At 48.0% G+C, this 22,503-nt stretch carries 20 protein-coding genes; 7 read left to right on the forward strand and 13 right to left on the reverse strand.

Annotated elements, in window-relative coordinates; all coding sequences use genetic code 11:
* The first annotated feature begins 5 nt into the window (after positions 1-5).
* Positions 6-446, forward strand: a complete 441-nt coding sequence (locus L6472_RS09445; RefSeq protein WP_237804482.1) for a DUF5606 domain-containing protein — start codon at positions 6-8, stop codon at positions 444-446.
* Positions 447-568: 122 nt separating this feature from the next.
* Here L6472_RS09445 and L6472_RS09450 read toward each other — a convergent pair whose 3' ends face one another.
* Positions 569-3,607, reverse strand: a complete 3,039-nt coding sequence (locus tag L6472_RS09450; protein ID WP_237804484.1) for an outer membrane beta-barrel protein — start codon at positions 3,605-3,607, stop codon at positions 569-571.
* A gap of 117 nt (positions 3,608-3,724) precedes the next feature.
* Between L6472_RS09450 and aroB the strand changes: the two genes are divergently transcribed.
* Positions 3,725-4,771 carry a 3-dehydroquinate synthase gene (gene aroB, locus L6472_RS09455; RefSeq protein WP_237804486.1) on the forward strand — a complete coding sequence of 349 codons (1,047 nt, stop codon included), beginning with the start codon at positions 3,725-3,727 and terminating at the stop codon, positions 4,769-4,771.
* Here aroB and L6472_RS09460 read toward each other — a convergent pair.
* From L6472_RS09460 to L6472_RS09495, 8 genes are all read right to left on the reverse strand, one after another.
* Positions 4,745-5,713, reverse strand: a complete 969-nt coding sequence (locus L6472_RS09460) for an AMP-binding protein (RefSeq protein ID WP_237808011.1) — start codon at positions 5,711-5,713, stop codon at positions 4,745-4,747. The genes aroB and L6472_RS09460 overlap by 27 nt on opposite strands.
* A gap of 30 nt (positions 5,714-5,743) precedes the next feature.
* On the reverse strand, positions 5,744-6,769 hold the full coding sequence (menC, locus tag L6472_RS09465) for an o-succinylbenzoate synthase (RefSeq protein WP_237804488.1): 1,026 nt from the start codon (positions 6,767-6,769) through the stop codon (positions 5,744-5,746).
* Between the two features lie 174 nt (positions 6,770-6,943).
* Positions 6,944-7,330, reverse strand: a complete 387-nt coding sequence (locus L6472_RS09470; RefSeq protein ID WP_027455751.1) for a GxxExxY protein — start codon at positions 7,328-7,330, stop codon at positions 6,944-6,946.
* Between the two features lie 169 nt (positions 7,331-7,499).
* On the reverse strand, positions 7,500-8,357 hold the full coding sequence (gene menB / locus L6472_RS09475) for a 1,4-dihydroxy-2-naphthoyl-CoA synthase (protein WP_237804490.1): 858 nt from the start codon (positions 8,355-8,357) through the stop codon (positions 7,500-7,502).
* Between the two features lie 91 nt (positions 8,358-8,448).
* Complete coding sequence (locus L6472_RS09480) at positions 8,449-9,036, reverse strand: superoxide dismutase (protein ID WP_237804492.1); 588 nt, start codon at positions 9,034-9,036, stop codon at positions 8,449-8,451.
* Between the two features lie 119 nt (positions 9,037-9,155).
* Positions 9,156-9,626, reverse strand: a complete 471-nt coding sequence (locus tag L6472_RS09485) for a hypothetical protein (protein ID WP_237804494.1) — start codon at positions 9,624-9,626, stop codon at positions 9,156-9,158.
* Between the two features lie 21 nt (positions 9,627-9,647).
* Positions 9,648-10,322 (reverse strand): hypothetical protein, encoded by a 675-nt coding sequence (locus tag L6472_RS09490; RefSeq protein WP_237804496.1) that lies wholly within the window; start codon positions 10,320-10,322, stop codon positions 9,648-9,650.
* Positions 10,323-10,527: 205 nt separating this feature from the next.
* The gene (locus L6472_RS09495; protein ID WP_237804498.1) at positions 10,528-11,037 is read right to left on the reverse strand and encodes an STM3941 family protein; all 510 of its coding nucleotides are present in this window, start codon (positions 11,035-11,037) and stop codon (positions 10,528-10,530) included.
* 871 nt (positions 11,038-11,908) lie between these two features.
* Here L6472_RS09495 and L6472_RS09500 point away from each other — a divergent pair.
* On the forward strand, positions 11,909-13,360 hold the full coding sequence (locus tag L6472_RS09500; protein ID WP_237804500.1) for an RNA-binding domain-containing protein: 1,452 nt from the start codon (positions 11,909-11,911) through the stop codon (positions 13,358-13,360).
* Positions 13,361-13,746: 386 nt separating this feature from the next.
* Positions 13,747-15,432 carry a nucleoside kinase gene (locus tag L6472_RS09505; protein WP_237804502.1) on the forward strand — a complete coding sequence of 562 codons (1,686 nt, stop codon included), beginning with the start codon at positions 13,747-13,749 and terminating at the stop codon, positions 15,430-15,432.
* A gap of 19 nt (positions 15,433-15,451) precedes the next feature.
* Here L6472_RS09505 and menD read toward each other — a convergent pair whose 3' ends face one another.
* The 4 genes from menD to L6472_RS09525 are packed head-to-tail and all read right to left on the reverse strand — an operon-like array spanning position 15,452 to position 19,426.
* A complete protein-coding gene (gene menD, locus L6472_RS09510) occupies positions 15,452-16,957 on the reverse strand; it encodes a 2-succinyl-5-enolpyruvyl-6-hydroxy-3-cyclohexene-1-carboxylate synthase (protein ID WP_237804504.1) in 1,506 nt (501 codons plus the stop codon).
* Entirely contained in the window at positions 16,933-18,030 is a 1,098-nt protein-coding gene (locus L6472_RS09515) for an isochorismate synthase (protein ID WP_237804506.1), read from the reverse strand. The genes menD and L6472_RS09515 overlap by 25 nt, the downstream gene beginning before the upstream one ends.
* Positions 18,027-18,437 carry a PaaI family thioesterase gene (locus tag L6472_RS09520; protein WP_237804508.1) on the reverse strand — a complete coding sequence of 137 codons (411 nt, stop codon included), beginning with the start codon at positions 18,435-18,437 and terminating at the stop codon, positions 18,027-18,029. Before L6472_RS09520 ends, L6472_RS09515 begins: the two co-directional genes overlap by 4 nt.
* A 5-nt stretch (positions 18,438-18,442) precedes the next feature.
* On the reverse strand, positions 18,443-19,426 hold the full coding sequence (locus tag L6472_RS09525; RefSeq protein WP_237804510.1) for an ROK family protein: 984 nt from the start codon (positions 19,424-19,426) through the stop codon (positions 18,443-18,445).
* Positions 19,427-19,579: 153 nt separating this feature from the next.
* Between L6472_RS09525 and L6472_RS09530 the strand changes: the two genes are divergently transcribed.
* The 3 genes from L6472_RS09530 to L6472_RS09540 are packed head-to-tail and all read left to right on the forward strand — an operon-like array spanning position 19,580 to position 22,502.
* Positions 19,580-20,200 (forward strand): hypothetical protein, encoded by a 621-nt coding sequence (locus L6472_RS09530; protein WP_237804512.1) that lies wholly within the window; start codon positions 19,580-19,582, stop codon positions 20,198-20,200.
* A 15-nt stretch (positions 20,201-20,215) separates the two neighbouring features.
* Positions 20,216-21,208: a carbohydrate-binding domain-containing protein gene (locus L6472_RS09535; protein WP_237804514.1), complete on the forward strand. Its 993-nt coding sequence runs from the start codon at positions 20,216-20,218 to the stop codon at positions 21,206-21,208.
* Positions 21,209-21,239: 31 nt separating this feature from the next.
* Entirely contained in the window at positions 21,240-22,502 is a 1,263-nt protein-coding gene (locus L6472_RS09540) for a serine dehydratase subunit alpha family protein (protein WP_237804516.1), read from the forward strand.
* The last annotated feature ends 1 nt before the right edge of the window (position 22,503 follow it).

Raw genomic sequence — 22,503 nt, forward strand, 5'->3', positions numbered from 1 at the left:
AGAATATGCAACAGACCATTTTAGCAATTGCCGGCAAACCCGGACTCTACAAATTAGTATCACGTGCCAAGAACAGTCTGATCGTTGAAGCACTCGATGCCACACACCGTCGTCAGCCTGCCTTCGGCACCGACCGCATCACCTCGCTGGCCGATATCGCCATGTACACCGAGACAGACGATGTTCCCCTGATGGATGTGCTGGACAACATGAAGAAATTGGAAGAAGGAAAGAAATCTTCCGTAGATTATAAGAAAGCCAGTGGCGACGAGCTGCGCGAGTATTTCGCAAAGGTACTGCCCGAGTTCGACCGTGAGCGCGTGCAGACCAGCCACATCAAAAAACTGATTCAGTGGTACAACATCCTTATCGAGAACGGCATCTCTGACTTCAAAGAAGAGATGAAGCCAACAGAGGGTGACAACATTGACGACAGGAAAGCATAACTTTACGCTCCGTAAAGTACCACTTTAAACGAACAAAAGCTGCACTATTCTCTGCTAATAGTACAGCTTTTGTTATTTACATTAATAAAGGCACGGATTGGAGTCCGTGCCTTTATTGTATGTTAGAACATTCGTGGTCCGCCAAACCCGCCACCAGGGCGACCGCTGCCTCCACCAAATCCACCACGGTTTCCGCGACGGCCTTCGCCGCCAGGTCCGTTCGGCCCGCCTACAGCATTACGCATGCCCTGTCGAGCTTCTTTTGTTCCGAAAAGGTTCAGACGGTAGTTGACGCGCAACATCACATAGCTATTGATAGCGTTGGTCTCCGTATCCGAACGCATCATCGCATTCAGTGTACGCGAGAAGCTAGACAACTGTCCCAGTATGTCATAGAACTCCAGGCGCACAGACAGCGGGTTGCCTTTCAGGAAGCTCTGTGAGATCTGTGCATTCCATATCAGTTCGTTGGTATTCATCGACGCATCACTATAACCACGACGTGAACTCATGTTCAGGTTGGTAGTGAGCTGCATGCCCCAAGGCAACTGCGCTGTAGTGTTGAAACCGTAGCTAAAGCTCCACGTATCCTGATTGCCCTGCTCCTGCAACTTGTTGCGACCGAAAGTATAGTTCACCGAACCGTTAGGTTCAAACTCAAACCAGTCGTTACGATAGCTGAACCCTAGTCGTTGTCCCAGGGAAGTTTGATTGACAGCATTCTTCTGAATATTTCCATCTTGATTGACATCCAGATAGCTGACACTGTGCGTATAGCTTGCAGTAGAACGTGTGTTCATGTTGAAACGACCCAGCGTATCAAGGGCGGTATTGAACATAAACTCGGCGCGTGTGTTCCAGTTGCCATTGATATTGTCGCGCGTAGAGGTACGACCACCCGTTTGAGGATTATATTCTACTTTACTAGTAATCGCATTACTTGTAGTTGAAAAGTTTAGATTAGCAAATACGAAACGCTGATGTTTCTGATAATAGTTATTGAAACGCCAACTAAAGTTTTGAGAAAATGATGGTTTCAAGCCTTTATTACCCTTCGATACATTAAGAGGATCACTATCATCCGTTATCTCTAATAGATCAGCCATCGATGGCTGACTGGTTGTACCACGATACTGGAAGCGCATCTGTCCCTGGTCCGAAATCTTCCAACGGAAGTTAGCTGTAGGACTCCAGTTTACGACAGTTCGTGTGGTTGTTCCGTAGTCAACGCCCAAATAGCGGTATGAGAATTTGGAGGTCTGAGGCACAAATTGCAATCCCACATTATAATTATAATCCTTACGAACCACACGCAACATCACCTCACCCGTATGAATAAAGTTCTTATACTCGGAGAAACGACTCAGGTCATTGCTCAAATAATCGTCCATAGTCTTTCCATTCTCCAGCAAGAGAGCAAGATTATTATCCCATTGGCGATACTGCAGACTGAAATCATCAATTGAGAATGGCTGTCCTGTAGCCTTAGCTATCGTGGGCCATTCACTAAAATCGTATGTAGAACGATCGCTCTTTGTATAGCGATACTGGAAGTTATAGCTAAACTGCAGATAGGTCCTGTCAGCTATCGGCTCATTATAAGAAAGACGAACAGAATAATCGTAGTTCTTAGAAGGAGTGAGGTTATAGCGATTTTTCATATAGACCGAGTCACCTCCGTAAACACTACTTACGACTTGATAAAGATGTACATCCTGCAACGAGAGTGACTTCGAGTCTCCATCAGAATAGTTACCTGCCAAGCGCAAAGAAATGTTTCTACCTAAGGAGTTTAACTTACGAGTCATCTGCAACTCACCACCAAAACGGGTATTATCACTATACGACAAAGAAGCATTGTCGCGACTGTTCACCAGAAGATCTTCTGCAGAATAGTTAGTCTGGAGGTAGTTGATAGCATTCCACAACTGAGCTCTACTATTCAGCGCATAGTCCACATAGCTATAAGGATCCTGCGCAAAGGCAGCAGAGAAAGACTGCGATCTGCTATCATTTCTGCTGATGCTGAACGAGGGACGGAAGTGAATGTTGGTCATCGTGTCGGGCGTCCATTCCACACGGAAGTTGCCACTCCACGAGTTGCTGCGCGAGAAGTTCTGGTTGACGCTGTTTGAGAAGGCGCCCGTCTTCGACACGAAGTTCTCCGTTGCTGTACGGCTCCAGGTGTCGCCGTCGTTGTGATTCCAGCGCACGCCGCCATCCAACTTCAATAAGTTTTTCTTCTCGTAGTTCATATTCACAGCAAACATCTTGGGTGCCTGCAAGCCTTGACCACCACCGCCAAAGCGTCCGCCAGGACCACCGCCGCCAAAACCGCGGTCGCCCACATTATTAGCATTTGTGAAACCCATGATGCGGAAGTCATCTTTGAATGTCATGCCCATCAGTCTGCCCGTGTATCGCTCCTTGGTGCCAATGCCAAAGTCTGCATTAGCAAACGTGCCTCGGTTCATGCCGCGCTTCAATCCGAAGTCCAGCACCATCTCCTCATTGCCGTCGTCAACACCCGTGATACGTGTCTGGTCACTCTTCTCATCGTATGCCTTCACACGCTCAACGATAGATGTAGGCAGGTTTTTCATGGCAGTCTGCGTGTCGCCAGTCATAAACTCCTTACCGTCCACCTTGATTTTCTTCACCTCCTTACCATTGATCGTGATCTTTCCATCATCGCCCAGTTCGGCACCAGGTAGGCGCTTTACCAATTCTTCGAGCACAGAGCCCTCGGGCGTCTTATACGCGCCCGCGTTATATATAATGGTGTCTTCTTTCGAATACACACGCGCCATGTTCTTCACAATTTCAGTACCTTTCAACATGATGGCGTCCACCTGTATCTGCAGTGTCCCCATGTCGATGGGTTTCCCCGCCATGGTGATGGAGCGAAACAGCGACTTATAGCCCACATACGTGATGCGGAGCAAGTACTTACCATCCTTAGGGGCTGTCACCGAGAACTGTCCCATAGCGTCAGTCACCGTGTTGCCCACCAGCGTACTGTCGGTTTTCAACAAAGCCACAGTGGCCTGTATCACGGGTTCCTTCACGTCGTCGATGACTTGTCCGCTTACAGTGCGCTGTGCCTGAACAGAGAGGGCCGTGGTCAAGAGTACGGCCATCAAAAGTATCAATTTTTTCATTTGGGGAATATTTATCCGTAAAACTTTAGTCTTTTGATGTTGCCGGGGCAAAAAAGTTTAATCGACAAAGAAAAAATTTGGATGTTTCGCAGAATTACCTTAACTTTGCAGACACTTATGGACAAGCAGAAAGTTATCATTTCCAATCATCTGGAACAAGTTTTAAGCGAAGCTATCCTTGCATGCAAGGCCGACCGCACCTTTATTCTCACCGACGAAACCACCCATCGTCTTTGTCTGCCACTTGTCAAGGACTTCAGTTGTCTGAAGGATGCTCAAGAGATTGTCATTGCCGCAGGCGACATCAACAAGTCGCTCGAGGCCGTCTCCCACGTATGGAGCAGTCTTCAACAGGGTGGTGCCTCGCGCCATTCACTGATGGTCAACCTGGGTGGCGGCATGGTGACAGACCTTGGTGGCTTTGCTGCTTCCACCTTTAAACGCGGCATCCATTTCATCAACATACCCACCACGCTGCTTGCCATGGTCGATGCCTCTGTGGGTGGCAAGACGGGCATCAACTTCGGTGGTCTGAAAAACGAGATTGGCGTTTTCAACAATGCCGACTGCGTGATTCTGGATACCAGCTTTCTGAAGACGCTCAATACCGAGAACTTGCTTTCCGGCTATGCCGAAATGCTGAAGCACGGTCTGATTTCTACCGAGAAGCACTGGGCCGACCTGCTCAACTTCGACCTTGACGACGTCGAAAAGTTAGGAGCCATTGTGGGCGAAAGTGTCGAAGTAAAGCAGCACATCGTGACCGAAGACCCCACCGAGAAAGGCATCCGCAAGGCGCTGAACCTGGGCCACACCGTGGGCCATGCGTTCGAGTCGCTAGCCTTGCAACGCCAGCCTGTTCTCCATGGCTATGCCGTGGCATGGGGATTGGTGTGCGAGCTCTACCTCAGCGTCGCCAAAACGGGCTTCCCTGTCGATAAGATGCGCCAGACGGTGAAGTTCATCTTCGACAACTACGGCCGTATGCCCATCACCTGCGACGACTATCCCACGCTCCTCGAGCTGATGACTCACGACAAGAAGAACGTGGGTGGACAGATCAACTTCACCCTGCTGGGAGGCATTGGCGACATCCGTATCAACCAGACAGCCACCAAGGCCGAGATAGAAGAAGCCTTAGACTTTTTCCGCGAGGGCTGCTAAGCGCTCTGCTTCCTTTCGGGCCGGCTTACCTGTTTCCGTCATCGGTACCTTTTCTACATACTGATAGTGTCGTGGTTGCCAGTATTTTGGCAACACCTTTTGGCACACCTGGCGCTGTGCATCCAATTGTGCATCTTCTGTCATCAGAACCAGTGCTTCGCCGAACTTCTCGTCTTTCCGTTTTGTCACGATAAACGGTGCATGAAGATGCGGCCTCAACAGCCGTTCCACTTCCTCTATCTGTATTTTGATGCCGCCCGAACACACCACATTGTCTTTTCGTCCCAGTACGCGGAACTGCGAACCACGAAGTTCTACAATGTCATTAGTGACCAGTGTCCCCTCGTGAACAGCAGGAGCATCTATCATCAAGCAGCCTTCGGCCGTCTGCGCAACGTGGACACCGTCGAAGGGTGTGTACCATTCGCTGGCGTCAGGACCGCTCAATCGGCGCAAGGCGATATGCGAGAGTGTCTCTGTCATGCCATAAGTGCTCCAGACGGCACGAGGAAAAGACCTCAGCTCTTGCGCAAGCCCATCATCGATGGCGCCGCCTCCAATAATCAGATGCGACACGCTTCTGAGTCGTGCTCGTCCGTCAGCCGTTCGAAGAAGGTTATAAACCTGCATAGGCACCATAGCCGCAAAATCTATTGGTCCTTCCCACGATGGTGCTCCTGTTGGCTTTACGGAGACGAGCTTAAGCCCACAGGTCTGTGCTCGCACCACCATCATCTTGCCTGCAATATAGTCGAGCGACATGCAGAGCAGTGCTCTGTCACCAGCTTTCAGTCCTAAGAAATCGCATGTGATACGTGCCGAAGCCATCATGCGTTTCTTTTCAATCCACATGGGCTTCGGTTTTCCTGTTGAACCACTGGTATGCACCAGAACCGTCGGACTATCATTGTGCCACTCAGCTAAAAATTCATCTAAGGTCATCATCATCTGTTGTTGTATATGAGACTGGCTCTATCTAAGCCAGAGTTGGTCACCACGAATCTCTAACGACATCGGTATATTGTCTGTAAACAACATGCCTGTGCCGAGTCCCTGTGGCATCGTCAACGGATAAGTGCTGGCAAACTGAGCGATCGCATTCAGCCCGATATTACTTTCCAGGGCAGAGGTGATCCACCAGCCTATGCCTTCGTTTTTGGCTATATCGATCCATTCACGGCATCCCATCATACCTCCGTGCAGCGATGGTTTCAGTATGATATAGGCAGGTTTGATGATGCGCAACATCTGGCGCTTCACGTCGCGGTCGTTCAAGCCTATCAGCTCCTCGTCGAGTGCTATAGGCAGTGGTGCATCCCGACAAAGCTCTGCCATCATGGCCCACTGCTTCTGCTTGATGGGTTGTTCAATAGAGTGGATGGCATACTGCGACAACAATTCCAGTTGATAGAGGGCATCATCAGGACGGAAGCCACCATTAGCATCCAGACGCAACTCTACCTCGCGATGTGAGAAACGCTCACGAATACGTTTCACCAAGTCCAGCTCTTTCTCAAAATCAATGGCTCCCACTTTCAGTTTCACGCAGCGGAAACCTTGTTTCAGTTTCGCTTCCATGCGACTGAGCATCTCTTCGTAGGTTCCCATCCAAACTAACCCGTTGATGGTAATACCTTTCTCACCTCTTGAGAAAGGTGTGTCAAACAACTGACCGTCTCTGTCTTTCTTCTTTGCTTCCAGATCGAGCAGGGCTGTCTCCATGCCGAATAGCATCGAGGGATAGTCACGCATAGCCTCGTAAGGAATCTCACCACTGTTCATGAGCTCATCGCAGAAGTGCTGCAACGTCTCTTCGTACTTGTCATCAGGCAGAGCATCGCAACTAAGGTCGGGCAGCGGTGCGCACTCGCCCACACCACACTGTTCGCCATCAGCGATGGTCACCAGCCACGACTTGCGCTCGGTATAGACACCACGCGATGTACCTGCCGGCTGTTTGAAGTGGAATATGCGTTTTGCAATACTTATCTTGTACATATTAACTATTTGTTTTTAAGACATAATAACTGGTATTAAAGACATAATAACTTTTTTTAAAGACATAATAACAAACGAACAAACTTTTTTTAAAGACATAATCGCTCGGCTCTGCCGCTTTCACCAAGCGAAGCGACTGAAAGAACAAACGAACATACTTTTTTTACGAACATACTATTTTTCAAAGCGTTTACGATAGACGCGGAATTTGCGTTTGAATTGTATTTCTTCTGAGCCAAAGTTGATGAGCAGTCCATTGTCGATGCCTGTTGCAGTCAGGTAGTTTACGAGCTGTAGTTCGTGGGCCACATGTAATGAATTGACTGCCTTTAGTTCCAATATCAATTGCTTTTCCACAACGATATCAGCTTTATAATCTCCCACTACAATTCCGTCGTAATACACAGAGATTGGACGTTCTACCTCATAGCCCAGATTATTCTTACGCAACTCTATCAACATAGCATTTTTATAGACAGCCTCTAGATATCCAGGACCTAACTGCCTACGCACCTTTCCAGCGCAGTCCATCACCCGTTTTATCAGTAATTCACCGTCCATCATCGTATATCAATATATATATACATAAAACAATATTCGTAAAAGAAAGTTTGTTCGTAAAAAGAAAGTTTGTTCGTAAAAAGAAAGTTTGTTCGTAAAAAAAGTATGTTCGTTTGTTATTATGTCTTTAATACCAGTTATTATGTCTTTAAAACCCGTTATTCTGTCTTCAAGGAATTTTGGGATATTTATCGAAGTCTGGCTTACGTTTCTCCAGGAAAGCCTTGCCTCCTTCCTGAGCCTCGTCAAGGAAATAATAAAGCATGGTACAGTCGCCAGCCAATTGCTGGATACCAGCCTGTCCGTCGAGTTCAGCATTCAATCCTGCCTTAATCATTCGCAGAGCGATAGGCGAACGCTCCATCATCGTCTCAGCCCAGCTGACGCACTCGTCTTCCAGCTGTTCGATGGGCACGACCTTGTTTACCATACCCATCTCTTCAGCTTCCTTAGCAGAGTACTGTCGACACATAAACCAAATCTCACGTGCTTTTTTCTGACCAACGATGCGAGCCAGATAGCTGGAACCAAAGCCTGCATCGAAAGAACCCACCTTAGGACCTGTCTGTCCAAAGATGGCGTTCTCAGAAGCAATCGTCAAATCGCACACCAAGTGAAGAACATGTCCTCCACCAATGGCATAGCCATTCACCATTGCAATGACGGGCTTAGGCAGTCGGCGTATCTGCATCTGCACATCGAGCACGCTCAGACGAGGCACACCTTCATCATCAATATAGCCACCACGCCCTTTCACGTGCATGTCACCTCCTGAGCAAAAAGCATGCTTCACGTCGGCCAGCGTCTTTCCCTCTGGCACCTCGCTCATGGCGCCTGTCAGCAGCACCACGCGAATGTTCTGCATCTCTCGGCAGGCAGCAAACGCCTGACTCAGTTCCAAAGTCGTCTTTGGTGTGAACGCATTACGATAGCGCGGACGGTTTATGGTAATCTTTGCGATACCATTAAACTCTTCGAACAGTATCTCGTCGAATTTCCTAATCTCTTTCCATTCTCTCTGTGTCATATCTCTTGTTTTCGTTTAATGTTCAACGAGCAAAATTACAAAGAAAAAATGAGCAAACCATCAGGTTTGCCCACTTTCTTTTATTATTATACTAGAGATTATAACGACTCTCTATGACTTTCCAATCTATTATCTGCCAAAGAGCAGACAAATGATCGGGACGACGATTCTGATAATCAAGATAATAAGCATGTTCCCATACATCGAAAGTCAACAGTGGTTTTAGTCCTTTCTGAATGGGGTTGCCTGCATTCGTCTCCTGTGTGATAATGAGTTTGCCATCCTTATCGGCAGATAGCCATACCCATCCACTGCCAAAAAGGGTAGCACCTTTTTTCTGAAATTCGTCCTTAAATGACTCAAACGAACCAAAGTCACGCTTAATCGCCTCTGCTAAGGCACCAGCAGGTGCAGGCTTTGACTGGTTACCAGTAAACTGAGCGAAATACATTTCGTGATTCATAATCTGTCCGGCATTATTCTGCATACCACCACTTGACTTGCATACAATATCCTCTAAGGATGCCTCTTCAAATCCGCTGCCATCTAACAGACCATTCAGATTATTCACATAAGCAGCCAGGTGTTTGCCATGATGAAATTCCAAAGTCTGCTTACTAATCACTGTTCCCAGTGCATCCATTGCATAAGGCAATGCCATTAATTGAAATTTGCCCATAATCGTTTAATTTTTAGGTTTAACGTAATATTTGGTTAATAGCGTATTTTCCCAAGTTCATGTTGCAAAGATACAAGAAAAACTTTATTTCACCAAACATTCCTTTATTAATATCAAACCTATTTTTTGATGTGCGAATCTATCTGTGCCGTAATCTCGCAGGCCAACCCGTAGTCATAGCCCACACGCAGACGAATGGTGGGATAGTCGGTATCTTTTGTGCTGAGAATAACTGCACACTCATCTACCGTATAAGGCGTAGCCATGTTCTTTGGCATCACACCCACAAGGTCGCTAAGTTTCAACTCCATGCCAGAGATGATCATCACATCGATAGCATCATAAAACAAGATAAGCGATGGTATTTCATTGGCACGCGAGGCATTCAGCACCACCACGTCATCGGGTGCTCCATACTTCCGCTCCACTTCCTCCATTGTTGTATAGGTCACCCTCTGCACTTCCATGTTCTCCTTTCTGCTACCAATGAAATATGCAATTGGGAGCACCAGCAGCAACAACACATATGGTCCCAGATACATAGCCAGACAGAGAATTGCAACGACAGCAAGAATAATGTTTCGTTTCATACTACTTCGTTTATAATATATTCAATTATTAATCGATAATATCTCGTCGAGCTTCTTCAACACACAGAAGGGATTTCCCTTTACCTCTTCCTTTGTCAAAGTTTTAATATAGGCCTCCATTTCCGGATACATATAGAAGGTATCCAACAATGTCTTTCTACGTCGCTCGTTGAACTTCTGAAATGGTTTCATAAAAGCCATTGCATAAGGCATATCATCTAACATAAAGAAATATTTAAACCCATATAATGGATGAGAAGACAAATATCCCCTCACCTTTTTCCCTTTATATAGCAACAATAGCATAACGGGATGCTCCATAACAAAGGGTTTGCTTCCACCAAAAGCAAAATTCGCAGGACGAGACTCCCATTTGAATTTCAAATCAGGTTTGTCATCATACCATGTTACCATACTATCAATCTCACTATTGGGTATTCTGGTAGTCCGTTCAAACAGTTTATTGCCTTTTGTGAAAATCATCGTCGAGTCTGACGCATCCGGTAGATGATATGAGCCATACAAGGCAGGAGTGATATTTTTCAGATAGCCCTCGAACGTAGTTCCGTCTTTCTTATAAGCCACAGCATGCATCCAATCCTTTATTTCTTTTTTCTTCTCGGTTTCCTGGGCCATTAATGAAAAGGAGCCCATCATGCATATAGCTACAATTAAAAGGAAAACATTTTTTTTCATTATTTTTTAGTTTATTGGTTGAGCTGCAAAGGTACAAAGAAACAAGAACAATACAAAACAAATTGGTATTTATTTTGTGGAAAAACGAGACCCCCTCCTAGCCTCCCCCTGTGATGGGGAGGAATAAATAGAAAACGGGGATTGAGGTGTAACACAAAATGTGTAGTCGCGATATAATTCACGAAGATGATTACATTTTTTTGTGTCAACGCGCGGAATTCCGCAGTCGCTCATTCAGTATGTTGAGCAGTTCTTGAGGCTTCATGCCGAGGCCCGTGGTGGAGATATGCTCCTGGGCGCCCGTCAGCTTGTTGTTGAACCGGCGAAGCAGGCGCAAGAAGAAATTGCCTTCCTCTATTTTGGCCAGTTCCACGTTGGGTTTAAAGTGTATGGATATGAACGTCTGAGAGTTCATCTTAATCAATTGAAAAGCCTCAACATCGCAGAAATGAACCACAAAAGGACGGACACCCCTGACGATGACCTGCTGGTCCGACACCGAAATATAGGGACTACCCATCAGGCGCTCCATGATGAGCATATAAGAAAAGGCAAAGAAGCCAAAGCCGAAAAACAAAACAGCGAGCACACCGCAAATCATACGCGGGATGCGATCATCACCACACATCAGTATTGCAACATATACAAAGGTTACACATCCTGTCATCATCAAGAGCATTCGCCACAAAGAGTGATAGATACGGATTTCTTTCATAATGATTATAGTTTTACGATTGGTGCGACAAAGATAATACTAAAAACTGAAACTGACAAAAGAAAGCAGGAAATTTAACGACACGGCATCGTGATAGTGGCACTATTGCAACGCAACAGTGCCACTATTATCATGCAACAGTGCCACTTTTGACATGCAATACTAACGCTTTTGGTTGCGTTCTAGACTCTAGAATGAAGTAATCTAGCCCCTAGAATGAAGTAATCTAGCCCCTAGAATCAGGTAATCTAGCCCCTAGAATCAAGTAATCTAGCCCCTAGAATGCGTGCAAGAGTTTAACTATGGCAAGCCGAAAACGTTAAAACCACGAAATAAAAGAAGAACTTTTGTAGCATAATAGAATAAAAACTGTATCTTTGGCTTGCAGCCGAAGGTACTTGCGCTCGACAATAAAAACAAAAAAAAGCATTTTTATTTTGCATTGTCCTCGCTTATTCGTACCTTTGCAATCATACAACAACCGGTTATCCTTATGCTTCAAATTCGCTGTAAAAACAACAATGTGACAATAGATCCAATGGCTCCACCTAGAATACCAGGATACTAGTTATTGTATATTAACGGGCGAAATTATTATTTACAGAATTTAACTATAAGGAGTGGAAATCTTAATAATATGTTTGGAACTTTTATAGATAGAAATGATTATCTTTGCAAACGAGATGCCAGAACAAGCATTACAACAATATCTCATCAAGCAATACCCCAAAGAGGACGAGGGGTGTGAGTGGAAGGAATTCTTTGCATAGCAAAGCGGCAAAGCCGAGCGCAAGAACCTGAAGAATGACTTCAGCGGTCATGAGAATAACCCGGGATTACTTACGTTCTGACAATAAGAATTTTACAATATATGGAATATACAGATTTCAAAAGGCTTATAGATAGCCTGTTGGTTAAGAATAAGGAAACGGAATGGATTGAGTTCAAGGAGAACTTCCATTCCAAGGAAGAAATTGGGGAGCGGATTTCAGCCCTTTCCAATAGTGCTTTCCTTTGCAATATGCCTTATGGCTATATAATATATGGAGTTAATGACGATACGCTGAAGGTTGTTGGGACGGACTTCTACGCAACACGGAAGAAGGTTGGTAATGAAGAACTGGAGTCATGGCTGTCAACTCGCCTTAGTCCTCGTATTGACTTTGAGATTATCGATGATTTCGATTATGAGGACAAAGGGCATGTCTGCGTATTCAGGATTCCTGCAGCCACGAATCAGCCTGTTTCTTTTCTTCATGAGGAATATGTCAGAGTTGGCTCAACAACGAGGAAGTTGAGGGACTTTCCGCAGAAGGAGGCGAAAATATGGAAAGGTGGACAGAAGGCATTAGAGAAAATCGTGGTCAAGGAAAAATTGACAGCGACACAAGTGTTGTCTTTGCTGAGTGCAGAGACGTATTTTGATATGATGAAACTTCCTTTGCCTTCAGATACGATGGGTATCATAGACCGTATGCTTGCGGAAAAGATTGTGATTCAAGACGAGGTGGGATACAGCATCACTGAACTTGGTGCCCTGTTGTTTGCAAAGCGCCTGTCTGATTTTGACGACTTACGGAGGAAGATGGTACGGGTTATTGTGTATAAGGGGAAAAGCAAACTTGACATAGTTCGTGAGCAATCCTTTGATGCCGGCTATGCTATTAGTTTCAAGACGATGGTTGAGTGGATTAACAGCCAACTCCCTGCCAATGAAGAGATTGGTCAGGCACTCCGTTCTACGGTTACTATGTATCCTGAGATTGCTGTCAGAGAGATTGTTGCCAACATGCTGGTACATCAGGATTTTAGCGAGAAAGGGTTCCCCATGGTAGAAATATATACTGACCGAATAGATGTATCCAACCCAGGACAGCCTATTATCAGTGTAGAAAGGTTTATTGACGAATACAATTCACGCAACTCATCATTAGCAGACCTCATGCGTCGGTTGGGCATTTGTGAAGAATTAGGTAGTGGTCTTGACAAGGCTGTGGCGGCTATTGAGTTGTTTCAACTTCCACCACTTCGTTTTACAGTTCAAGAGGCCCGAACAACTGTAACATTGTTTGCTTATCGCAAATATGCAGACCTTGACAGACAAGAGCGTATATATGCTTGCTATCAGCATGCTTGTCTGAAGTATGTCACTAATGACAAAATGACCAACCTCACACTTAGGGAACGTCTTGGAATAGACAAACAGAACTACCCGATGGCATCACGTATTATAAGGGACACTTTGGTTGCAGGAAAGATCAAGGAGGAGAAGACGGAGAACCAAAGCCGGAACAATAAAGGGTATGTGCCATTTTGGGCTTAGGGTATGTAACTGGTATGTAACTGGAGGCCTGTTTTTATACTTAACATACATTGAAGTCTCCCATAAATAAAGGGCATCTTGAATGTCTTCGGTATGTAACTGGTATGTAACTCACATGTAACTAAACGGCCAGTAGTGAACTCAAAATTAACAAATGGTACAAATAAAAACACGCCCCCAAAATGCCACAGAGACTGCGAGCTATGGAAATTTGACTATTGCTGGATTAAAATTGTGACTTAGAGCATGAAAATGATTAGGAATGAGCGTATGTGAGCCTTGATTTGTAACTTTTCGGGGCAATTTGTTCACATTTTTATCTCGACTGGCTTAAAATCTCGAAAATTTTATCTAAATTTGCAATCATACAACAACCGGTTATCCTTATGCTTCAAATTCGCTGTAAAAACAACAATGTGACCAAGAGCTTTCCCGAAGGGACCTCGCTGCTCGACGTCTATCAGGAGTTTGCCGATGACATCAAGCTCCCCTATCCAGTGGTCTCTGCCAAGGTGAACAATGCCTCGCAAGGGCTGAAATTCCGCCTGTATCAGAACCGCGACGTGGAGTTTCTCGACGCTCGGGCTGGCTCGGGCCACCGTGCCTATGTGCGCTCGTTGTGCTTTCTGCTCTATAAATCCACTCAGGATTTGTTTCCCGGGTCAAAGCTGTTTATCGAGCATGCCATCTCGCGCGGCTTCTATTGCAACTTCAAGAAGCGCACCAACGAGCCACTGACCGAAGCGGATGTGGCCAACATCAAAAAGCGGATGCAGGAGATCGTGGGCCTCGACATGCCCTTCCGCCGCAACGAAGCAACGATAGAAGAGGCTGTACGCGTGTTTTCTGAACGGGGCTTCAGCGACAAGGTGAAACTGCTGGAGACCAGCGGACAGCTTTACAGCGACTACTACACGCTGGGCGACACGCCCGACTACTACTACGGACCGCTGGTGCCTTCGGCTGGTTATCTGAAGGTGTGGGACCTGCAAAGCTATGAAGACGGCATGCTGCTGCGTGTGCCCGACTGGAACGATCCCACCAAGGTGGCGGAGTATGTGGACATGCCCAAGACCTACAGCATGTTTGCCGAGAAGACGCGTTGGGACATCATCATGCGACTGTCGAATGCGGGCGATGTGAACAAAGCTATCTTGAAGGGACATGCCTCGGACCTGATACAGGTGTCGGAAGCACTACAAGAGAAGAAGATTGTGCAGATAGCCGAAGAGATAGACCGCCGCTTCCATCGCGAGGAGAAGCCCGTCAGACTGGTGCTCATCACCGGACCATCGAGCTCAGGCAAGACCACGTTCTGCAAGCGACTCAGCATTCAACTGCAGGCCTGCGGACTGCGCCCCATCTCTTTCTCTACCGACGACTACTTCGTGAACCGTCTGGACACGCCCAAACTTCCCAATGGCGATTATGATTTCGACAACATCGAAACCGTTGACTACCACTTGCTGGAAGACCATCTGATCAGACTGATGAAGGGCGAACGCGTGGAAGTGCCTGAATACAACTTCGTGACAGGCATGCGCGAATGGAACGGCAAGAAGCTGAAACTGTCCAACGATACGGTATTGATCATCGAGGGCATCCACGCTCTGAACCCACTGCTCACCAAGAGCATCGACGACTCGGCTAAATTCAAGATCTACATCTCGGCACTGACCAGCATCTCACTGGATGATCACAACTGGATTCCGACGCAAGACAACCGACTGCTGCGCCGCATCATTCGCGATTACAACAAGGGTGCCTTTACGGCGCAGGAAACCATTGCTCAGTGGAAGAACGTGTGCGAGGCTGAAGACAAGTGGATATTCCCCTACCAAGAGACTGCCGACGTGATGTTCAACTCGGCCCTCAACATCGAGTTTGCTGTGCTGCGCACGCATGCAGAAATCATTTTGGCCTCAGTACCCAGAAATTGTCCGGAGTATGCCGAGGCCCACAGGCTGATGAAGTTCATCCATCTGTTCCTGCCCATCAGCGACAAAGAAATACCACCCACATCAATCATGCGAGAGTTCGTGGGTGGATCGAGCTTCAAATATGTACGATAAAAATAGGGGCTTCTGACTGTTAAAGACAGACCTCTAACAACATAGGGCATTGACTTTCGGCACCAACCAGCCAGTCGATGCCTTTTTTCATGTCTTCCATTGTGCAGGCTTGACGATAGGCAACATGGTTCTGACGACAGATGCCCTCGGCCGAAGTCTGGTGCTGAGCAGCCACAAGACGGTCGCGAGCCGGACTTTGGTCGAGCCCCGGCAGATGGTCGAAGATGACACCCTTGCCATTGTTCAGCAGCAAGATGCGGAAATTGCCACTGAGATTCTGGTTCCACAGGGCATTCTGATCGTAGAAGAAACTGAGGTCGCCAATGACGCAGAAGACGCTATCGTCAGTGACACACGAGAAACCTGCCGCTGTTGACAGCGACCCCTCGATGCCATTCACGCCACGATTGCAATAGACCTGCGAACTGGAATAGATGTTTGCCAGGCGGATGGCCATACTGTTGGCATAATGAACGATGGGCTGAGAGCCTGCCTTTGCATGCGCCATGGAGCACTGTTCCTCGAAATATTTCACCGTTGCTGCCTGCGAATAGGGCAACACCTCGGCTGCTTTCTGCTGTCGAACCTGCGCCAAGAGTGTTTCCCACTTCTGCACGAAGGGATGCGACACCTCTTCGAGATTGAAACGAATGAGGTCGGCCACCACCTCTGGGTCGCCCTGAACGACGTGGGTCAGGTTCATGAAGGTGTCGTTCACCTCGCCTGTCGGGTTGACAGCCCACGTTTCTTTGGCTCGACGCAGGAAGCGCTTCACGTGCTTGCTGACAATCGAGCCACCAGTATAGAGCACAAAGTCGGGCACATAGGCTTCGTCGTCTTTCACCATCAGCACGGCTTCTTCCAGCAACGGGTTCATGGGTTGACCGGCTATCAGCATGGGGCGCTTGGCCTGCAGAAACATGCGGCAGACGTGGGTCAGCGTGATATTGCTGGCTTCGGCAGGGGTGAAATCAATCTTCCGCTCGTCGGGAAGCGACGGTGTGGTGAAACGGAACAGGGGCTCGGAGATAGGCACATTGATATGTACGGGTGCCTGCCTCTCCATCAAAGCCTCGTTGATCAGGCGGTTACAATACCATCGCTCCTCGTCATCGTGGGGTTCCACCAGCGTCACGGCCTTCTTGACAAAGCGCCCGAGGGCGTCGGACTGAGGCAATGTCTGTCCGTCGAGCTGGTCTATCCACTGCTGCGGACGATCGGCCGAGATAACCACCACGGGGCGATGCTGATAGTAGGCTTCGGCAACGGCGGGTGCCAGGTTGAGCAGTGCGGTGCCACTGGTGACGCATACCGCCACAGGCTGCTTCAGTGCCTGCGTCATGCCCAGTGCATAAAAGCCTGCCGAACGCTCGTCGGTGACGGGGTAACATTGTATTTCGGGACACTCGTTCAGATTGTGTACGATGGCTGCATTGCGACTGCCAGGACACACGACGGCATGACAAATGCCATGTTTCACGAGCAAGGCCGTGAGGATATTTACATTTTCTTTGTTGCAATACATTGTCTCATTGTTTCGAGTTTAGCCTCAGTCTCTTGCCACTCTTGCTCCTCAACGCTGTCTTTCAGCAGTCCACCGCCGGCATAGAGGCGGTATTTGCCCTCGGCAATCTGCATGCAGCGAAGGGTGACGTAGAGATGAGTGGCGGACTGCAGGTGCAGTGGGCCCATGAAACCGCTGTAATAGCGGCGTGGCGTGTGCTCATGTTCCTGGATGAAGCGATAGGTCTCTGCCTTGGGGAGTCCGCAGACTGCTGGTGTGGGGTGCAGCTGACTGATCAGATTGCCCACACAGGCGTCGTCTAACAGGTTGAACGTGAAATCGCTGCGCAGGTGAACCAGATTGGCAGCACGGACCGTTCGGGGACCTTCTTCGCGTATATCGGTGGCCAGATGAGTCAGGCAGTCCATGATATAGCTGGCCACATAGCGCTGTTCCTGAATGTTCTTGTCTGACCACTGCACACGCTCGCCCTCGCCATTCAGGTCGTCGCCCTCCAGCGTCATGGTGCCTGCCAGCGCCATGGTGTGCCACCGGCCGTTCTGACCTTCAAGCAACACCTCGGGGGTTGCCGTGAGCCAATAGCCACTTTGGGGCGTATAGACCAGCGAGATAAACAGGCGTGGGTAGTACTCGCAGGCACGGCCGAACAGCTGTAGCGGGTCAGCATCATCGTCGAAGAGCTGCTCGGCACAACGGCTGAGCACAATCTTGCGAAAGCGTCCTTCGCGCAACTGTTGATGAAAACGAGCAAAGTCTGAGGCATAATCGGCACGCTCACAAGACGGAAGCGGCGCTTTACGGGCAGTAAAGTGGCACTTTACGGGTAGAAAAGCGGCACCATTCTCTGAGAGAAGTGGCACTATTCCAAGGGCATAGTTGCGGAAGGTCTGAACACGATCGGGACGAATGAGCAACACGGGACATTCGGCAGAGGTCTGAAATGGCGCCACAACAAATCCCTGACGCCCATTTAGCTCCTGCAAAGATGTGATTTCTGTAGGATTGCCAGTTGTTTGCTCCACCAACGTGACTTCTTGTTGATGAGGCAATCTATAGAGTGCGAATGCTGTCATTTGGCCTTTATCACATAGTTTGTGACACGAACATTCGAAATGAGGTCGCCTGCCGTATCCGTGATATCAACATTCCACACATGAAGTGTATGGCCTTTATGCAACAAACGAGCACTGGCGGTGACGGTGTCGCCCTCGGCAACGGCCTTGACATGACTGCCACTGACCTCGATGCCCACACAGGCACAACCAGGACAGAGCGACGACGACGCCACGCCTGCCACATTCTCGGCTAATGCCAACGAGGCGCCGCCACTGAGGAAACCAAAGGGCTGTCGGTTGCGCTCGTCAACTTTCATACGGGCCATACACGTATCGTCCTCGGGTGTGGAGAGGAACTCCATCCCGAGGGCGGTACTCAAATTGGGTTTTGAATGAATTATCTGATTAATTTTATCAACGTTCATCGAATTTACTTAAACAGCGAATACTCCTTCACATTCCACGCTAAAGCGCTGGCGCCCAGCAAGTCGCGATCGTTTTCGTCAAGATTTGACAGAAGTATCTTCACCTTTCCTCTAAGATTGTGGAAGACATGCTCTTCGAAGGACTCGTCTGTGGGTTCAAGCAACCAGCGACCTGCATGAGCCACACCGCCACAAAGGATGATGGCTTCGGGGTTCAACACGGTGGCATAGTTGGCCAAACTGATACCAAGCAGATGACCAGTACGACGATAAACCTCAATAGACAGTTCGTCGCCCTGCTCGCAAAATTCAAAAATCATCTTGGGATCCAGCACGTCAACCTTATCGCGCATCAACGAGGGACGCTTGTCCTCTTCCATCAGTTCTCTGGCTGTCTGTACGATACCCCTTGAGCCAACATAGGCTTCAAGACATCCCAAATTGCCGCAACCGCAACGACGTCCTCCGTCAACGACACAAGAGTGACCGACCTCGCCAGCAAAACCTTCGATACCTAAATAAGGTTTCCCCTTCAGGGTGATGCAACTGCCCACACCGTGGCCCAGGTTGACAACCAAGAAATCACTATAGCCGTGAGCACTACCATAGACATATTCGCCCAAAGCACGAGCATGGACATCGTTGCCAAGGGCAACTGCCAAGCCCAAACGGTCGCGCAGCATGGCTGCCATCGGAATTTGTCCCTTCCACTCGAGGTTGGGTGGATTCTCAATACAACCCGTCAGGAAATTGCCACTGGGCGAACTGACGCCAACAGAACGGATACTTTCATATCCTCCGTTGGTCTCTACCAATTCTATAATGCTATTACTCAAGTAAGTGACATACTCATTAACATTAGGATAGCTTTTGGTCGGGAAGTCACCACGCGCAATAAGATTTCCACGCACGTCAACAATAGCAAAGACAGTCTTATCAATGCTGATGTCCACTCCGACAACTCTGGTTTTGATAGATTCTTGTGTCATCGTTAAATATCGTAAGGATTGACAGGGCAAAAATAACAATTAAATTACATATCGCCAAAGGATTTCTGCATTTTTTTTGTCCATTTAAATAATAATATGTAATTTTGCGGCAATTAAGACTTAAAATTAATAACCCAAAAACTCAAATAAACGATGAAGAAGTATTCTGTAATGGTCATGATGGCTCTTGCCATTGGTTTCGCTTCATGCGACAGTAAGAAAGCTGAGGTTCAAGAAGACCCGACATCTGCATTGGTAGAAGAGCTCAAGAATCAAGTGGAGAACCAAGACACTGCTGCCGTGAAGGCTTCACTTGAAGCTGTGCAGGCAGAAATTGCCGAACTGGCTGCAGAGAATCCTGATGCTGCAAAGGATTATATTAATAAGGTACAGACATATCTGAAGGAGAACACGGAGAAGATTAATGCCTTGATTGGCGAGAACGAGAAAGCTGAAAACATCGTCAACACATTGGTCAACGCACCTGCCGAGACCGTCGTAGATGTCATCACTGCCGGACAGTCGGTTGTTGACAATGCTGAGGCAACTGCCGACGAGGCTGCCAAGACAGCCGAGGAGGCTCTGCAGAACAAGGCCAATGAAGTCGTGAACGAAGCCAACAAAAAGGCGGAGGAGCAGAAAGCCGAAGCCAACAAAAAGGTGAACGAGGCTAAGCAGAAGGCTAACGAGGAAGTGAACAAGGCTGCCCAGAAAGCCAATCAGGAGGTGAACAAGGCTGCCGAGAAACTACTGAAAGAAGCTGGTTTGAAATAACAATTACGATTCAAAATGAAGAAATTTTTCTTATCAATAGTAGCATTACTGCTGAGCACAACCACGACACTGGCCGTGAGCAACAACACGGTTGAGATTATCTTCAACGGAACGACGGCTACGGTCAACATTGCAGAAAACATCAGCAGCTATGTGACACTGCAGAGTGGCACCTCATCACACGTGAAACTGATTCAGGACGCGAACTTTGCCGGTGTCGATGCCACCAGCAACAACACGGACGGTGAGATTATCTATGTTCTCTCGGGAACTTCGACCGATGGCAGTTTCTACATGGAAGGCAGTTATAAGGCGACAGTCAACCTGAACGGTCTGACGCTGACAAATCCTAACGGACCTGCCATGATGCTGATGGATGGCAAGCGCATTGAGGTGAGCATCAAGAGTGCAACGACAAACACGCTCACGGATGGTGCCAACGAGGACTATAACGGTTGCTTCCACTGCAAAGGACACACGAAGTTCAAAGGCAAGGGAACGCTGAACGTGAAAAGCAACAGCCGACATGCTATCTACAGCAAAGAGTATATCGAGATTAAGAACTGTACGATCAACGTCACTGGAGCCGTGAAAGATGGCATCCACTGTAAGGAGTACTTCATGATGGAAAGTGGCACTGTGAGCATCAGTGGCACAGGCGATGATGGTATTCAGGTGGAACAGAGCAGCGATCCCGTGACAAATCAAACCACTGAACATGAGGATGAGAACACGGGTAACTTCTATCTCGACGGAGGAACGCTGAGCATTCAGAACGTCACAGGTAAGGCTGTCAAAGCCGATGGTGCTATCTATTATAATGGTGGAACCAAGAATTTCGACACCAGCAATACTGAAATCAGTGCCGATATTCAGGGTGTCAGGACGCCCATCGCACAGAGTTCGGTTTACGATCTGCTGGGTCGCAGATTGACCGATGCTTCTAAGACAAAAGGCATCGTGATCGTGAAGAGCAACGGAAAGGTTGTGAAAGTCGTTCGACGCTGACACAACATTCATAAGTTAATTTCCATAAACAATGATCGACAAACAAACACGTGAACAAATTATTGCTCTGATACACAAAGAAGTAGTGCCTGCCATTGGTTGTACCGAACCAATGGCAGTGGCTCTTTGTACGGCACGAGCAACAGAACTACTAGGACAAAAGCCTGAACGCATTGAGGTGTTTCTCAGTGCAAACATCCTGAAAAACGCGATGGGCGTAGGTATTCCCGGCACCGGCATGATTGGACTTCCCATCGCCATCGCCTTGGGCGCACTGATAGGCAAAAGCGAATACGAACTGGAGGTGCTGAAAGACCTGACGCCACAAGCGATAGAGGAAGGTAAACAGTTTATTGCCGAGGATCGCATCTGCATCCACTTGAAAGAAGGAATCAGCGAGAAACTATACATCGAAGTGATTGCCAGCGCTAACCACACGGTGAAGAAGGCTATCATTGCCGGCAGTCACACCAACTTCGTGGAGGAATTCAAGGAGGAACAGAAGGAGCAAAGCAGCTCAGACGACATACAACTGAACATGCAACTGGTATATGACTTTGCCACGACGGCACCGCTTGACGAAATACGCTTCATCGAGGCAACACGCGAATACAACATGAATGCTGCTCGCGAAGCACTGAAAGGCAACTATGGACACAATCTCGGAAAGACCATCGACCGTCCGTTGGCAAAAGGCATTTTTGGCGGCAGCATCTTCTCGCACATCATTGCCCGCACCGCCTCTGCCTGCGATGCTCGCATGGGCGGAGCCATGATTCCCGTGATGTCGAACTCAGGCTCGGGCAATCAGGGCATCTGCGCCACCAACCCCGTATGTGTCTATGCCAAGGAGAACGAGAACACCGAAGAGGAACTGATACGTGCATTGATGCTGAGTCACTTGACTGCAATCTATATCAAACAGTCGTTAGGCAAGCTATCGGCACTCTGCGGTTGCGTGGTAGCATCAATTGGGTCCAGCGTTGGCATCACTTACCTGATGGGCGGCGACTATGAACATGTATGTCGGAGCGTGAAAAACATGATTGCCAACCTGACCGGCATGATTTGCGACGGCGCGAAACCTTCTTGTTCGCTGAAGATCACATCGGGGGTATCTACGGCAGTGCTCTCTGCCCTACTCTCCATGGAAGGCAAATGCGTCACCTCTGAAGAAGGTATTGTGGACGACTGTGTGGACAAGAGCATTCACAACCTAACAGCCATTGGTGCCAACGGCATGGGAGTGACTGACGAGATGGTGCTCCGCATCATGACGACCAAGGGCTGTTAGG

Origin of the sequence: Prevotella sp. E13-17 (assembly GCF_022024035.1) — a bacterium.
Lineage (GTDB): Bacteria > Bacteroidota > Bacteroidia > Bacteroidales > Bacteroidaceae > Prevotella.